Origin of the sequence: Olivibacter ginsenosidimutans (assembly GCF_039542865.1) — a bacterium.
Classification (GTDB): Bacteria; Bacteroidota; Bacteroidia; order Sphingobacteriales; family Sphingobacteriaceae; genus Olivibacter; species Olivibacter ginsenosidimutans.
The window spans coordinates 86,962-102,602 of sequence record NZ_BAABIQ010000043.1 but is presented as its reverse complement, the minus strand read 5'-3'; the positions used below and the strand labels follow the sequence as shown (position 1 = coordinate 102,602).

Annotated in this window: 12 protein-coding genes; 7 read left to right on the top strand and 5 right to left on the bottom strand. The window is 40.7% G+C overall.

Features of this window, described 5'->3' with window-relative positions:
* Positions 1–159 precede the first annotated feature (159 nt).
* From ABD930_RS18015 to ABD930_RS18005, 3 genes are all read right to left on the bottom strand, one after another.
* Complete coding sequence (locus tag ABD930_RS18015) at positions 160–1,347, bottom strand: ATP-binding protein (protein WP_345233829.1); 1,188 nt, start codon at positions 1,345–1,347, stop codon at positions 160–162.
* 67 nt (positions 1,348–1,414) lie between these two features.
* Positions 1,415–1,579 (bottom strand): hypothetical protein, encoded by a 165-nt coding sequence (locus ABD930_RS18010; RefSeq protein ID WP_345233826.1) that lies wholly within the window; start codon positions 1,577–1,579, stop codon positions 1,415–1,417.
* A gap of 171 nt (positions 1,580–1,750) precedes the next feature.
* Positions 1,751–2,383 (bottom strand): fibronectin type III domain-containing protein, encoded by a 633-nt coding sequence (locus ABD930_RS18005; RefSeq protein WP_345233823.1) that lies wholly within the window; start codon positions 2,381–2,383, stop codon positions 1,751–1,753.
* A gap of 1,045 nt (positions 2,384–3,428) precedes the next feature.
* Between ABD930_RS18005 and ABD930_RS18000 the strand changes: the two genes are divergently transcribed.
* From ABD930_RS18000 to ABD930_RS17980, 5 genes are all read left to right on the top strand, one after another.
* A complete protein-coding gene (locus tag ABD930_RS18000) occupies positions 3,429–4,472 on the top strand; it encodes a sensor histidine kinase (protein WP_345233821.1) in 1,044 nt (347 codons plus the stop codon).
* On the top strand, positions 4,469–5,176 hold the full coding sequence (locus ABD930_RS17995; protein WP_345233818.1) for a LytR/AlgR family response regulator transcription factor: 708 nt from the start codon (positions 4,469–4,471) through the stop codon (positions 5,174–5,176). Before ABD930_RS18000 ends, ABD930_RS17995 begins: the two co-directional genes overlap by 4 nt.
* A gap of 123 nt (positions 5,177–5,299) precedes the next feature.
* Positions 5,300–7,537, top strand: coding sequence for a TonB-dependent receptor (locus ABD930_RS17990; protein WP_345233816.1), 2,238 nt, complete (start codon positions 5,300–5,302; stop codon positions 7,535–7,537).
* An 11-nt stretch (positions 7,538–7,548) separates the two neighbouring features.
* Entirely contained in the window at positions 7,549–8,193 is a 645-nt protein-coding gene (locus ABD930_RS17985; protein ID WP_345233814.1) for a hypothetical protein, read from the top strand.
* 28 nt (positions 8,194–8,221) lie between these two features.
* Positions 8,222–8,476 (top strand): hypothetical protein, encoded by a 255-nt coding sequence (locus ABD930_RS17980; protein ID WP_345233812.1) that lies wholly within the window; start codon positions 8,222–8,224, stop codon positions 8,474–8,476.
* A gap of 72 nt (positions 8,477–8,548) precedes the next feature.
* Here ABD930_RS17980 and ABD930_RS17975 read toward each other — a convergent pair whose 3' ends face one another.
* Together ABD930_RS17975 and ABD930_RS17970 are read right to left on the bottom strand one after the other, a co-directional pair.
* The gene (locus ABD930_RS17975) at positions 8,549–9,328 is read right to left on the bottom strand and encodes an outer membrane beta-barrel protein (protein WP_345233810.1); all 780 of its coding nucleotides are present in this window, start codon (positions 9,326–9,328) and stop codon (positions 8,549–8,551) included.
* A 55-nt stretch (positions 9,329–9,383) separates the two neighbouring features.
* Positions 9,384–10,322 carry an NAD(P)-dependent alcohol dehydrogenase gene (locus ABD930_RS17970; protein ID WP_345233808.1) on the bottom strand — a complete coding sequence of 313 codons (939 nt, stop codon included), beginning with the start codon at positions 10,320–10,322 and terminating at the stop codon, positions 9,384–9,386.
* 366 nt (positions 10,323–10,688) lie between these two features.
* On the opposite strand from ABD930_RS17970, the gene ABD930_RS17965 reads away from it, so the two are divergent.
* Together ABD930_RS17965 and ABD930_RS17960 are read left to right on the top strand one after the other, a co-directional pair.
* The gene (locus ABD930_RS17965) at positions 10,689–13,049 is read left to right on the top strand and encodes an ABC transporter permease (protein WP_345233806.1); all 2,361 of its coding nucleotides are present in this window, start codon (positions 10,689–10,691) and stop codon (positions 13,047–13,049) included.
* 110 nt (positions 13,050–13,159) lie between these two features.
* The gene (locus ABD930_RS17960) at positions 13,160–15,550 is read left to right on the top strand and encodes an ABC transporter permease (RefSeq protein ID WP_345233804.1); all 2,391 of its coding nucleotides are present in this window, start codon (positions 13,160–13,162) and stop codon (positions 15,548–15,550) included.
* Positions 15,551–15,641: the final 91 nt, after the last annotated feature.

The following is a 15,641-nucleotide window of genomic DNA, read 5'->3' as shown; positions in this document are numbered from 1 at the left end:
AGTGAGTTATAAGACCGTTTTAGCAAAAAGCTAATGATTTGCGCGGACAGATGCAGTCGAAAAACAGGAAGTGCTACTTGCCCACTGCCACTAAAAGGTTTTGATACTTTGGTGACTTAATCTATTAAAGGCGTATTATTCATTAATCGGGGAAATGAGTCAAAAAATAGCTCCACCCCAAATAAAATCCTCGAAATTACTAGAAGGAGGGTAACGTCCAGCAACCCAATATTGTTGGATATCGATGGTTGATGCTCGTTGAATCAAGGTGTTCTTATCTTGTAGAACGGGTGTTTCTTTAACTTCGATTGCTGTACTTCCGTCTAAAATAAAGTCTATTTCCTGTCCATTTCTGCGTTGATAGAACTGTATTTCTCTTAGACCTAGCAGCTGAACGGCAACGATATTCTCAAAGACTTGTCCAGATGAAACCGCATTTCCTGCTAGCGTATTTAATATTCCAGTATCGGCAAAATATAGTTTTTTTTGATTAGCAATTTCTCTGTCTATATTTTTTGTGAAAGGAGTTATCTGATAAATAAGATAAGTAGATTCCAATAATTGGATGTAAGAAGCGATCTTTTGACGGTTCATTCCTAACACACTGCTTAACTTTGAATAGTCCACCTTATTGCCTGTTCTAGCTGCCAGCAGTTTTATCAGTTTGTATAAATCCTCGCTTACAGAATAATCCTCAAGCAATTTGACGTCCAGCTCGATATAAGAATTGACGATATCTAATAGAAGCTCCTTTTTGTCTTCTTCTTTTTCCTCCAAGACAACCTCAGGAAAACCTCCAAACGATATAAACTCCTGATACAAATCTTTCATCCGATTGAACCATGGTCGTTCAAACGACTTCATTGCAAACTTTTGAAAGGAATTTTTCCAAACTCTTTTAAAAACCAGAAATTCTTTAAAGCTCAGTGGATACATTTCAAAAATCCTTTTTCGACCAGCAAGACTTTCCGAGAATCTATGCTTCATGTAATAAGAACTTGAGCCTGTTACTACAAATTTCACCTCATAGGTATCGTAAAAATATTTTATAATGCTCGGTAAGTTCTCTGACAATTGAATTTCATCAATTGCGATAAGCCCTGGCTTGGTAAAATCAAAGCCCATAATTTCCAGTTCGATCTTAATCTCCTCATAATTGGGATGACTAAAAAGCACCCTTATTTCTATCCGCTCACAATCCAGATAAAGTACGTTCTTGTGCGAAACTTGTGCTAATAAGTACTTTACTGCAGTGCTTTTACCAACACGTCTCATTCCTGTAATCACAGTCACCTGTTTCTTCATCAGATGTTGCGCCAAATTTGGATATATATCTCGTTGATACATAAGACAAATATAAGGCTTTAATACAACTATTTGATAAAAAACCAATCAAATAGTTGTACTTTATGATTTATTTTCCATCAAATAGTTTCACATTTGAGCGTCTGCCCATTAAAAAGGAAACTTCTTCTGCTGTGTAGCCAAATTTAATCCGAGCGTGGATATAACGGTATCGCTGTGTGAACTCTTCCTGGGTAAGCATACCCCCATAGGTCTGTACGGATTCAGGTACCATAATTTAAGATTTTTCATAACACAAACATATATAATATCATTAATAAACATAATAATATTATAAAAAATAAACAAAAACAATCTATAAATATATCAGTATGCTTTGATTTGCGTTATAAAAATCCCCGCCAGCCTCAAAGCCAGCGGGGACATTGTTATCATGCAAAACTATTTATCGTGCAATCAACGATACCGGTTCACACCAATCGCCTACACCATTCCGATTCACCGCCCGTACCTTTATATAATATGTTAGGCTAGGCTTTACCGGACTTAAGATGTTATTGACTGATGAGGATGTTGTTAAACGATCACTCCAGTCCAGATCGCCATTGGCATCCCGCTCGGAAGCATAGCAATACTCGTACAGCATTGCCCGGTCTACGCTGCCAAAGTCGAAACGGATCTGCCCACTTAAAGGGCCATCTTTCATCCGTAGCTGTGTAGGAATTTCCGGAGCAAGCCCTTTTATCGGCTGTGCTGACAACGGAAAGCCTGAACTCAGCAGAACGGACAGGTTATCCTCGCCAACCGAGTTGACATAAAGAGCAAGGTTCTTCAATATCTTGGCTAAGGCTTGCTTGCTTTCATTTTTTATACTGATGTCCAAAGGACTTCCCTTCTGACTAGCTTTGGCCAGTTTTTCCTGATAGTCGTCTACCGCCGTTTGCACTTCTCCTAAGGCCGGTGCCGGCGTTGGAAAATTCACATTGTCTGTCATCGCCGCCATGACAGTTAAAGCATATTGTAAAATTTCTGCATCTTTTTTTATTTTAAAACCAGTATTTACTTTTAAAGTTCTCATCTTTACTTAATTAAAATTAGACAGTTAAAAACTGTTCCTCCTCTCGCTATTTTTCCCTTTTATGCGGGAGGAGATTAAAAAATCTATCATTAATCCCTGCTATTTTCCGAACATTTGTCGGTCGGCTGCGTCCATACGTTATGGCGGCAAGCCCTGATAATCATTTTTTACCATCATTTTTCAATCTGTTTTTCAATAATCATTTTTTTCAGCTTTCGGCAATCAGTTGCCTGTCCGTAACGTATCCCGTTAAAACACCGGGAGATTCCTCCACTACGGGTGGACAAACCGGCAACTCGCAACTGATAACGCGCAACTAAAGCTATACTCCTTCCCCTGAAGTACAAAACAAAGTTCCGAAAGAAAAAAATAGGGCGTGTCCGATTTTGGCGCTTTTGGCGCTTTTGTCCGAAAATGGCGCTTTTGTCCGACTTAGTGTCAACCAAACACACATGAAATCGGTAATTTTACGCTATTTTTGAAGATTTGAATCATCAAATTGCTCTATTTTACGAAGAGAAAAGTCGACTTCGTTAGCGAAGTGACGGACTTCGATAATAAGATGAATCATTTCGATAGTAAAGTGACCTACTTCGATAACGAACTGCATGGAACTGTTAGTGAAGTGAGCCATCTTGCGAACGAAATAAAGCACCTGTATATGGAAGTAATGGACTTCGTGAGCAAAGTGATGGACTTTGTTATCGAAGTGACAGACTTCGATAATAGGATGAATCACTTCGATAGTAAAGTGACCTACTTCGAGAGCGAAATGCACGAAACTGTTAGCGAAGTGAGCCATCTTGCGAACAAAATCACAGACTTCGTTAGCGAAATAAGGCAGTTACTCTCATAAGACGCCTTTAAATTCCACAAAAGTTATATCATTTACAACACTTTATAATTCCATTTCACGTGAAACAATAACAAAATCCAGCACCTTCAACCGCTAACTATTCCTTAGGTCGTCGCTAGAATTTAAGCTTTCGTCTACACATCCAGAAATAAGCGCCTAGAATTTAATAGCTTTATAGTTTCCATGCGTATGGCAACACAAAGCACATATAAATATCCGTGGCTAAGTTTGAATCTGGTCTTCATAACCGTCCACATGATGGTGTGGACAGCTATACTAACACTACCCTACGCCATTGGTAGTCCACCCGATTACAAGATCGGTCCTTTGCCGGGCTTATTTTTCACACTTGCTGGTCTCATTCATGCGCTTATTTTTTATGGCAATGCGTATTTACTTTACCCGAAACTCTTCAATCGCCGCTACTGGGGATTATATCTTATCAGCGTATTGTTCCTTTTGGTAGGTTCTTTTCAATTAAAGCATGCTTTACTCATACAGTGGTTTCCGGAAGTTAATCCGGATTTCACAACCAATAAATTTATCTACCCGCCATCTATTGGTATTTTTGTAGCTAGTTTGATTTATCGGAAAATAATTGACCGAATACATCGGGAAAAAATACGTAAAGAACAACGTGCAATACAACTAGATTCTGAATTAAAACTGTTGCGTTCGCAGATCAATCCGCATTTTTTATTCAATGTGCTGACCAATTTAATTGCTCTGGCCAGAAAGAAATCTAACAAGCTGGAACCCTCTATCTTACGGCTTTCTGACCTCATGCACTATATGTTGTATGAATCGCAACAGGACAAAGTGCTATTAACCCAGGAAGTCGACTATCTAAACAGCTATATTGCCTTACAACAATTACGTTTTGGTGATGATGTACGAATGGACATTGCGCTGCCACAGGTAAACGAAACAAAAAATCTACGCATCGACCCCATGCTCCTCGTTCCCTTTGTAGAGAATGCCTTCAAACATGGTACTGGCTGGATTAACGAACCTACGATACGCATCCATTTAACGGTACAAGACGAAATGCTTCGTTTCAACGTTTCCAATAAATACGATCGATCGTTAGACACCAATAAAGACAAGCATTCGGGTATCGGTTTAACCAATGTTCAAACCCGCTTAGATTTACTCTATAAAAGTCAATACCAGCTCAAAATTATTGAAAAGGATAATCTTTTTACCGTAAATCTAGTATTAAAATTAACATGATGCGCTGTTTAGTTATAGATGATGAACAATTGGTCCGCGACTTGTTGGAAGACAATATCCGTCAGCTATCCTTTCTAACCTTTGTTAAGAGCTGCAAAAATGCGCTAGAGGCTTGGGATATCCTACAAAAGGAATCGATAGATTTGATCTTTTTGGATGTACAAATGCCACGCATGAGCGGCTTGCAATTTCTTTCATCGCTCAGCAATCCGCCCTTAGTTATCCTCGTAACAGCTTATCGGGAATATGCTTTGGAAGCCTTTGATTTACAGGTAGTCGATTACCTGCTCAAACCGTTCAGTCTGGAGCGCTTCATGAAAGCTTGTAGTAAAGCGAATGAATTGTTTCAACTAAAGCAACAGCAATCATCAACAGAGGCAGCTTATCCCGATTTTTTCGTTAATGTAGAATATACCTTGGTAAAGATCAGCATTACCGACATTCTATATATTGAAGGTCTAAAGGATTATATCAAGATTTACCTCGCTACACAAGACCGACCTGTTCTTACCCGAATGTCGATAAAGGCAATGGAAGCAAAGTTACCACCGAATAACTTCATCCGTACCCATAAATCTTTTTTGATATCGGCGCAGAAAGTTACTGCCGTAAAACGTGATTTCATTTGTATCGGTGAAAAAGAAATTCCGGTAAGCCCCTTATATAAAGAACAGGTTATGCATCTCATTCACCCCTCTTCGTAATTTTCAAAAAGAGACCATCGACACAACTTTACGTTTCGTCTGCACACTTCGCGGATTGGTCTACTCTCCAAAAATAAAGGCAAGGAAGCTATTAGTTTTGAATTAAAACAAAACGGATAGATCATGAAAAGCACGATAATACACCATCTGTTCACAGCGATTCTCTTGCTTTATCTTAGCTCAGCAAGCCTTGCTCAGACGATATGGGAAGGATCAGTAAAAAGCACCAACGGTACACCCATTCCTTTCGCTACCGTGCGTATCAAAGGTGCTAAGGTACGTGCACAGACCGATAGCGCTGGTCATTTTGTCTTACCATCTGTTGCTAAAAACGACCTTACGTTCGTCGTCTCCTCCATTAACTATACCACATTAACCCAAACGGTAACGCTAACCGATACAACGCATTTTCTTCAATTCATGCTCAAACCAAATGTAAAAACATTAAATGAAGTTACCGTCAGTGCCGGTACATTTACTGCTACAGACGATGCCAAAGGGGCCTCGCTATCGCCCATGGATGCGGTTACCGTAGCAGGTAGCTACGGCGACATCAGTCAGGCGCTTCGTTCGCTACCTGGCGCCCAGCAGATTGGCGAGCAGGAGGGACTGTTTGTTCGTGGAGGTACGGGAGATGAAACCAAGCAATTTATTGACGGTACGCTAAACAGCAATCCAAATTACCCTTCGGTACCTGGAATTACCCAGTATGCCCGTATTAACCCTTTTTTATTTAAAGGAATATTGTTCAGTTCGGGTGGCTACTCCGCGCTATATGGACAAGCGATGAGTAGCGCCCTGATATTGGAGAGTGTAGATTTACCGGACGAGTCGTCGGCAAGCCTGCATGTATTTCCTTCCAGTATCGGCGTAGGCCTCCAACAGCTGCTTAAAAATAAGCGCAGTAGCTTTGGTTTTTCATTGGATTATAGCAATTTGAAGTGGTATAATCAAGTTATTCCCCAAGATCCTGATTACTTCAGTGGCCCCCGATATATGCTCGGCGATGCCAATTTTCGTATAAAAACGGGAAAAACAGGAATGCTTAAGTTCTATACCAACCGGAATAAAAGCAATGTAGGATTATATCGCCCGGACATCGATAGTGTATCGCTACGTATGGGGAATGAGGTTAGGGGATATAATTGGTATAATAACCTGAGCTTTCAAAGCTACCTTTCCAGCGGTTGGAAATTAGCTATAGGTGCATCTTACAACTATAGCGATATCTATCGCGGAAACCTCTTGGTAGATGCGACAGAAAAACCTGTTTACATTGATCAGGAACCCTTTTCCGATAAAACACATCACCAAAGGATACGCTCGAATTTCTTTCAACCGAGGTTGGTCTTGAAACATCAATTCCGTGCCCCAATAACACTGAGCTTTGGCGCAGAACATTTTTATACCCATGACGAAGGGTATATCCAAGATACTGCGGTTGTTTGGAAAAACAATCTAACAGCTGCTTTTGCTGAATTTGATGTAGCCTTAACCAAAAATCTGGCAATGAAAATGGGGGGCCGACTGGAGCATTCTTCTCGTTTAAATGAAACGGTTGCTGCCCCAAGGATTAGCCTAGCTTATCGCCTAAAAGATGGCGGACAACTTAACGCTGCTTATGGTATCTTCTATCAGGAACCTTTACCCGGGTTTTTATATACCGATGCATCTCTTGATTTTGCCAAGGCCAGTCACTATATCCTGAATTACACCAAATCGGCTAACAATCGACTATTACGGATTGAGGCGTATTATAAACGGTATCAGGCACTGGTTAAGCAACGACCACAATTAACCAGCGATGGACGAGGCTACGCCCGTGGCATTGAACTGTTCTTTCGCGATAAGCGGACGTTCAAGGAACTTGATTACTGGATTACCTATACCTTCCTAAATACCAAAAGGGATTTTATGGATTACCCTTACTTAATCCAGTCTGCATTTGCCGCACCCCATACCGGTACGATTGCGGTAAAAAAATTCTTTTCTGCGTTATCTACTAATGTGAATCTTTCCTATAGTCTGGCAGCTGGCCGTCCTTATTACCATATCCGACCTGTCGAAACAGGGAATTACACTGCTATTTACGACCAGGGAACAACAAAAGCCTATAATACACTAAATATGCATATTGCTTACCTCACGTCTTTCTTCAAAAAGTGGAAAAGGAAAGATTTTTCCGGAATTGCGCTAGGCGTGAACAATGTTCTGGGAACAACCCAGGTATTTGGCTACAACTACAGCTTTGACGGACAGCGAAAGGTACCTATTACGCTTCCGGCTTCCCGAATGATTTACTTAGGTGTATTTATGAGTTTCGGTATTAACCGTACCGATAATTTTTTGGATAATTTATAAAACCATATTGTATGAAAACGTTCATCATCATGACGCTATTGACAAGTCTGTGCAGTGCCCAGCTAGTGCTAGCACAAGAGGATGCATCTTTAGAACAAACTGTATCCCAGTTAGATCAGGCACAGTCGGTAGCCGTCTACGAAAGCCTGGCGAGTACCTTTGAGCAACTTACTGCTAAACAAGAAAATTGGCTCGCCCATTACTATGCGGCCCTCTGCTATGTAAAAATAGGTTTTCTTTATCAGGATGAAGGAGATCGGATTGAACCCTACAGTAAACGGGGGAAAGAGCAGATCGATCAAGCCATTGCATTGCTTGATACGATCAACAGTAAGAAGGATTATGCCGAAGCCTTGGTAGTGCAGAGTTTAGTGTATCGCATCAATGTATATATTAACCCCATGACTTATGGACCTAAATTTGGTCCGCTCTCAGACAAAAGTTTACAACAAGCGATTGCATTAGATCCTAATAATCCACGGGCAGTTTACGTGGCCGCCTGGTTGAAGTACTACACACCCAAAACCTGGGGCGGCGACAAAAGCAGAGCGCGCGAGTTAGCGAATAAAAGCCTTGCTTTATTAGCGAAAGAACCCAACAGCGGTATACAGCCACATTGGGGGAAGCAGGAAAACGAAGTACTATTAAACGAATAAATTTTTTCACTATTAAATTTTAATTATTATGGGACTCCTCATTTTTTTCAGAATACTGTTCGCCATTTGTATGGTATTCGTTATTGGTTACATTTTTGGTGGTTTTGCTAAAAGCCCCACATTAAGCGTTATCAGTAAAATAGCCGCTATACTCGCTATCGTATTGTTTATTTCAACCAACATCTTTCTCACGCGTTTTGCGTTTAGTCGTATGCACGGCCATGGCGCAAACGATCGTTGTTGGTTCCATCCGGACACTACCAAGGTTGAGCAGAGCAAATAAGATTTCGCTACCGGCTTACATTGAAGGAAGTGTCTCCTATGTTTGTTCCAAGCAAATGTAGGAGGCACCCTCCTATAAGGTGTATGCATATCCCAGTGAAACTACGACAGCACCTGTATGATTCTGTCCGTTAGTTTTCTCCTTTTGGATATCTAAGAAGCCATAATTACCACCCCCTTCAATAAATATGCTGCTTCGATTCAGTTTATAGGCTATCCCCAGTATGCCTTCGAGGCCAACATTGGTTGTATTTAACTCATCCTTGCTATCGATATTAGCATCAAATGTGTAAACCAGCGGTGATTTTGGATGCGCTGGATCGGGCACGAGCGTTTGCTTATCTTCGTCTAAATATACTGTACTATGGCCACTGGTCTTTTGCCTGGCATTTAACAAGATACCAACAAAGGGGCCAATACCTCCGTAAACTCTAAATGGGCTACTTCCCAAATTCAATCCTAATTTTACCAAAACAGGAAAGAGCAAATAGTTAAACGTCGCCGTACTTTGGATATCGGCATATAAATATTCCGGAGGTGTTTGGCCATGCAATTCTGGGATTAACTCTTCTGGAAAAGGAATAGCTTGAAAACCATTTTTGTCGCCTCCCTGCACAGCATACTCCATAGTAGGTTGCAAGGATAACCAGTCTGAAAATCGCACATCGACGAAGATACTGACATCCGGTTCTAACCGCGAGCGATACCCGCCATTAAACACATTGTTTTTTGCTCCGGGAGCAGGCAGATGTGGAATAGTTATTCCCCCTTTAAGACCTAAAGAAATCGTTTGGCTGTAAGTCAACCCTGAAAAACACAACACGGCTAAAACAATAAGGAACGGCTTTATCATATTATTTAAACGGCAATATGGAATATATGTTGCTCCTATAGTACCGTTATTATGTCTAAATTTTTATACCGATTTTTCCTACGAATCCCCCTTTTTCCATCAATTGGTGTGCTTCCTTTATTTGTTCTAGGGAAAACACCGAAGCAACAGGAATTTTAAATACGTTTTGTTCAATAATTTCTTTTATTTTGTTCAGGTCAATTGCCGAGGCTTTGACAAAGACCATTTTCATCTGCGGCTCTAACACAACATCCACCGCCGTACGTACCATACCTTTTATCGTGTGGGTTTCTCCCCGGGTGGTAATAAATATGCCGTTCTCTATAAGGTGATGCTTCAAATCGCTGTAGGTATATTTTCCAGCAGCATCAAATATCAGGTTAAACCGCGCTCCTGAAGGGATTTTTTGGTTTTTATAATCAATTACCACATCACAACCTAAGTTATGCGCATCGCTTCTGTGCTTTTCGCTACACAGGCCGCTAATATGGCAATTCAAGCTTCTGGCCAGCTGCACCGCCGCAGAACCTACTCCTCCCGTACACCCCGTAATCAACACGTTTTCCCGCTCTTGCAGTTTACCAATACCAAACAACGCCTGATAGGCTGTTAACCCAACTAATGGGATGACTCCTGCCTCGATATATGTTAAATTTGCCGGTTTAAGCGCCACTTGGTTGGCATCAACGACAACTTCTTCGGCATATGCCCCGCCTTTGACAATAGAGCACATACCGAATACATCATCACCCACTTTAAATAACGGGCTTTTGGAAATGGTAACTACCCCGCAAAAATCGCAACCGATCACCTGATTGGAAACCCCTGCTGTCGCTAGCCACGCCTTCCCCTGACGCATAAGAACGTCCACAGGATTGGTGGAAGAGGCAAAATTCTGAACCAATACCTGCCCCTTTCTCAGGGATGGTCTCGGCATATCTTTTACTTTAAACCATGGCTTATGACCCACTCGTTCTAGTACCGCAGCTTTCATATGTTCTATTTTTGCTAACAACAAGCAAAATAATCATTTGTAGGCTGGCGATTGTAGTCTATATCTCATTTTGCTTCCTGATTTGTTTACCCTGTGTAAAAGCGTTCGCTTCCGAACAAAACGGTGTCCGATATCGAACACTACCCTTATCCCATAGGCACACAAAACACTACTGCACAGCAATTTAACAACTTGGTTTTGTTTTTGGACACCGTTCAGTTATGGGTTGCGCGTTGCCAGTTGTGCGTCAAGTATTGTGGATTATGAGTGAAAATAAGTCGTGCACGTACTGATTACTTAAATGAAGATGCTGAAACCATGAGCCAAGCGGCGAATAGCTGAAAAACCATTGAAAGACAAATAATTATGCTGAAAAACTATCTCAAAATTGCCTGGCGGAGTTTAATAAAAGGAAGAGGTTACTCGTTTATCAACATTTTCGGATTGGCTTTAGGCTTATCTTGCGTCATATTGATTGGTTTGTGGATAAAGGATGAATGGAGTTACAACCGGTTCCTACCAGAGGCAAATCGGATTTATACGATTAAGAATAATGCGTTGCGAAACGGTGAAATCCACACAGGTGACATGACTTCTGCTCCTCTTGAAGGTGCCATACGTTCTGACATCGCTGAAATAGAAGCCGTTACCAAACTAGGCTATTCTCCTTCCCTCCTATTTCGTACCAGAAATAAATCGACTAAAGAAAATGGCTTCTATGTGTCATCCGATTTTTTCAAGGTTTTTGGCTTCAAGGTTTTAAGTGGAGACCCTAACCGTGCACTTGCCACTATCGATCAATTAGTGATCACCAAAAACGTCGCACTTAAATATTTTAACCGCGTAGATATCATCGGTAAAACTATCGAAGTGGATAACAAGAAGGTATACACCATCGGCGCAGTATTGGAAAACATTCCCCATAATTCCACCGTACAATTCGACTGGCTGCTGAACTTCAAAATTAATGAACAAGATTGGATGCAACGGTGGGGGAATAATTCTTTTTTAACCTTCGTCAAGTTAAAACCCGGTATTTCTGAAGTGCAAGCAGCGGCATCCATGCGTGACATCTTTCCTCGTTATGCACCCGACCTCAAGTTTACGCCGGTTTTGCAATCCATAAAAGATGTTTACCTATACAACCGTTTTAAAAACGGCCACCCAGATGGTGGCCGCATAGACTATGTACGGATTTTCGCTATCCTTGCGGTATTCATTTTATTCATTGCGTGTATAAACTTTACGAACCTTGCCACCGCCCGTTCTGCCAAGCGGGCAAAAGAGGTTGGTGTACTAAAAACGGTTGGCGCCCCACGAAAGATCTTGATTGCACAATTCTTTGCAGAATCGTTGCTTACCACAACCATTGCCGTCGTCTTTTCATTGATCATGGTGCGCTTGACATTGCCCACCTTTAATACGCTTTTTGAAAAGGAGCTCTCTCTAAACATCGACAGTCCGCTTTTTTTATTGTCCATCCTACTGCTAATCATCGCAACAACTTTTCTTGCGGGTAGCTACCCAGCCTTGTTTCTTTCCTCCTTTAAACCCATTAATGCTTTAAAAGGAATTTCTTTCGCTAAACGATCCGCCATATTTTCAGGTATGCTTTCCATTAGAAAAGCGTTGGTGATTTTCCAATTTACCCTATCTATTTTACTGATCGTTGCCTTACTGGTTGTTGGCCAACAGATGAGCTATATTCAGCAAAAGAATTTGGGTTTGGATAAAGAAAATATGCTCTACATTCCGCTGGACGGTGAACTCCATAGCCGTATAGAAACCGTACAACAGGAAGTGGAAAAGCTACCTGCGGTTACGGCTGCTACCAGCGTTATGATGTTGCCGATGGATATTCAGAGCGCATCAGGTGATCTGGATTGGGAAGGAAAAGATCCGAATTTCGAGACGCTAGTAACGGTTTCTGAAGTAGGCTACAACTTCACTAAGACGATGAATATTAATATACTGAAAGGTCGCGATTTTTCTCCTGAACATCCAGCAGACAGCGCTGGCTATCTGATCAACGAAACGGCAGCCAAGTATATGGGAATGGAAGATCCGGTAGGTAAAGAAATAAGTTTCTGGAATGGTAAACAACCCATTATCGGTGTGATGAAAGATTTTCATATGGAGTCACTCCATGCACCTATCAAACCCCTTATTTTATGTTTTAGTCCGGAAAACAGCAGTTACATGATGGTTCGTACGAAGCCCGGAATGATAAAGAAAGCACTTGCTGAGCTCGATGGACTGGTTAAGGAAATTAATCCAAACTACCCTTTTGAATATCATTTTGTCGACGAGACTTACGAGCAGATGTACCGTAGTGAGCAGCAAGTAAATTTACTCGCCCATTACTTCGGTATCCTGGCTATCGTCATTTCCTGTATGGGGCTATTCGCATTGGTTTCTTTTGCTGCGGAACAACGAACTAAAGAAATCAGCATTCGCAAAGTTGTCGGGGCCACGGTACTCCATATCGTTAGCCTGCTCTCAAGAGATTTTTTGAAACTAGTTATTGTTGCACTGGTTATCGCCTTACCGCTAGCCTTTATGGTCGTAAATACATGGTTAGATGGTTTTGAATATAAAATAGATTTAAGCTGGGGCTTGTTTGTGCTGGCTACGATTATTTCCATTAGTATCGCTTTAATTACCGTAAGTATACAGGCTATCCGTGCGGCTTTGGCCAATCCGGTGGATAGTTTACGGAATGAGTAATATTGGTTATTCGTTGTTGGTTGCTCGTTGTTCGTATGCCGGCTAACGAAGAATCGAGAAACAGCAATAAGCATCGGATCTAACAAAAACAATGATTAACGAACAACGAAATGATACGGAATTACATCAAAATCGCTTGGCGGAATATCCTTCGATATAAATCGAACACCGCATTCAACGTATTGGGTCTATCTCTAGGCATCGTCTGTACGCTATTTTTAACGTTGTATATTACAAACGAGCTGAGTTATGATAAATCCTTTTCTAAACATGACCGTATTTACCGTATGGTTTATACAGAATGGTCAAAAACGGCTCCTCCGTTAGCAGATGCACTACAGCACTATTTTCCAGAGATAGAAGCCACCACCCGTTTTGCTCAAGCGGGAACCAATGTGGTGCGTACAACAAATAATGCGCAAATGGAAATGAGCGGTTTCTATACCGATAGTTCCACCACAAAAATGTTTGATCTCAAAAGCATTGCTGGCAACGCTTTTGAAGCGCTAAAAGAGCCATCTGCTGTTGTGCTAACAAAATCTACAGCCAAAAAGCTTTTTGGCAACAAAAACCCACTGGGAGAAAAGCTTGTTTTTCAAGATGAAGAGACAATGTGGGTTAGAGCCGTAATCGACGATTTACCCCAAAATACACACCTACAATTCGATTTCCTTGCTTCCATGCCAACCTTTTATACGATTGTCGAAAAGGCGTATTCCGGTTGGACCCAAAGCAAGGGCTGGATGTTTGGTTGGACGTATATCCAACTAAACCGAAAAGCGTCTATCAATAGAATAAATCGTGAACTGATACCATTTTATACGACTTACTTAAAAGGCGAAGCCAGCGATGAACAAATCAAGGAATTTGCAGCAACAGCGCGCACGCAACCACTAACAGACATCCATCTCAAATCGGATTTGATACAAGAGATGAGCGCCAATGGAAGTATGACTTACATTTATGTATTTATGGCCGTAGAAGCACTTATACTAATCATGGCCTGTATCAATTTTATTAACTTATTTACCACCCAAACGTTACGACGCCTGAAGGAAGTTGGCGTCCGAAAAATTATAGGAGCCAAACGAAGTCAACTTATTTTCCAGTTTCTGATGGAAGCTTTTCTACTTACCCTCATCGCCAGTTTATTCGCACTAGCATTTTATAAATTGTTACTCCCTTTCTATAATCGGCTAACAGATGGCAATTATAGTGTCATGGCCATTTTCGATAAGGAAAATTTAATCGTACTATTCGCCATTATTTTTATCGTAACATTGGTTTCAGGGCTCTTCCCTTCTTTATTTGCTTCTTCGTTCTTACCAGTAAAAGCATTAAAAGCTATTAAAACACCGAACACGATCGCGGTATATATTAGAAAAGCACTCGTCATTTTTCAATTTATGATCGCCGGATTATTAATCACCTCGACATTACTGATTTATCAACAGATGCAATATTTTCAGCACAAAAAATTAGGGTTCGATAAAAATCAAATTGTTGTGGCAACATTATACGGTGATTTCAAGAAAAACGTAGAAACAGATCCCACTATTTTACAACAGGAATTTCTTTCTAATCCAAATGTCCTTTCGGTAGCCAGAACATCAAATATTATAGGAGACCCTCTAAGTGTCGAATTTATTGCGCCATCAAACAATCCGGAGAACAAAGATTTTGGAACGTTAAAAGTAATCCGAGTAGATGAAAATTTCCTTAACGCATTAAATATTCCATTAAAACAAGGGCGCAATTTCTCAAATGCACGAAATGATTCAAATGCCTTCATCCTTAACGAACAGGCGGTAGCTAGGTTAGAACTCAAAGATCCCATTCATCAGTCACTAACAAATCATACCATCGAACGTCAAGGTAACATTGTTGGCGTTATTAAAGATTTTAATTTCGAATCGCTGCACCATAAGATTGAACCACTTGTTCTGGAATATGCCCCCAAAAATACCGGTTCGCTACTCATTAAAATAAGGGGCGGCAGTATAGAAAAAACGCTTTCCTTCCTGAAAAAGAAAGTCCAAGAGGTATCTCCTAACACGTTGTTTTCATATACATTTTTAGACGAAAAAATTAATACTCTTTATAAAAAAGAGCATAATATGTCCTCGATTGTTCTCGTATTTACGGTACTCGGTATCGTTATTTCATGCTTAGGTTTATTAGGCCTGATCGGATATTCTACAGAGATGCGTACCAAGGAAATCGGCATTCGTAAAATCATTGGTGCCAGTATACAGCAACTACTCGCTTTACTTTCCAAAGACACCATTTTACTCGTCATCGCCGGAAATCTCCTTGCATGGCCAACGGCCTGGTTTTTCATTCAAAAATGGCTAGAATATTTCGCTTATAAAATTGCTATTCCCTGGTGGGCCTTTTTACTATCGATATTATTGACGTTGGTTATCGCTATATTTACCGTAATCTGGCAATGTTTGAAAACAGTTTATACCAATCCGGTGGATAGTTTACGGAATGAGTAATTTTCAGTTGTATGCTGCGAGTTATGAGTGAAATAAGTTCTGCATGTACTGATCACTGATTACTTAAATGGTTGATACTTGATATCAAAAT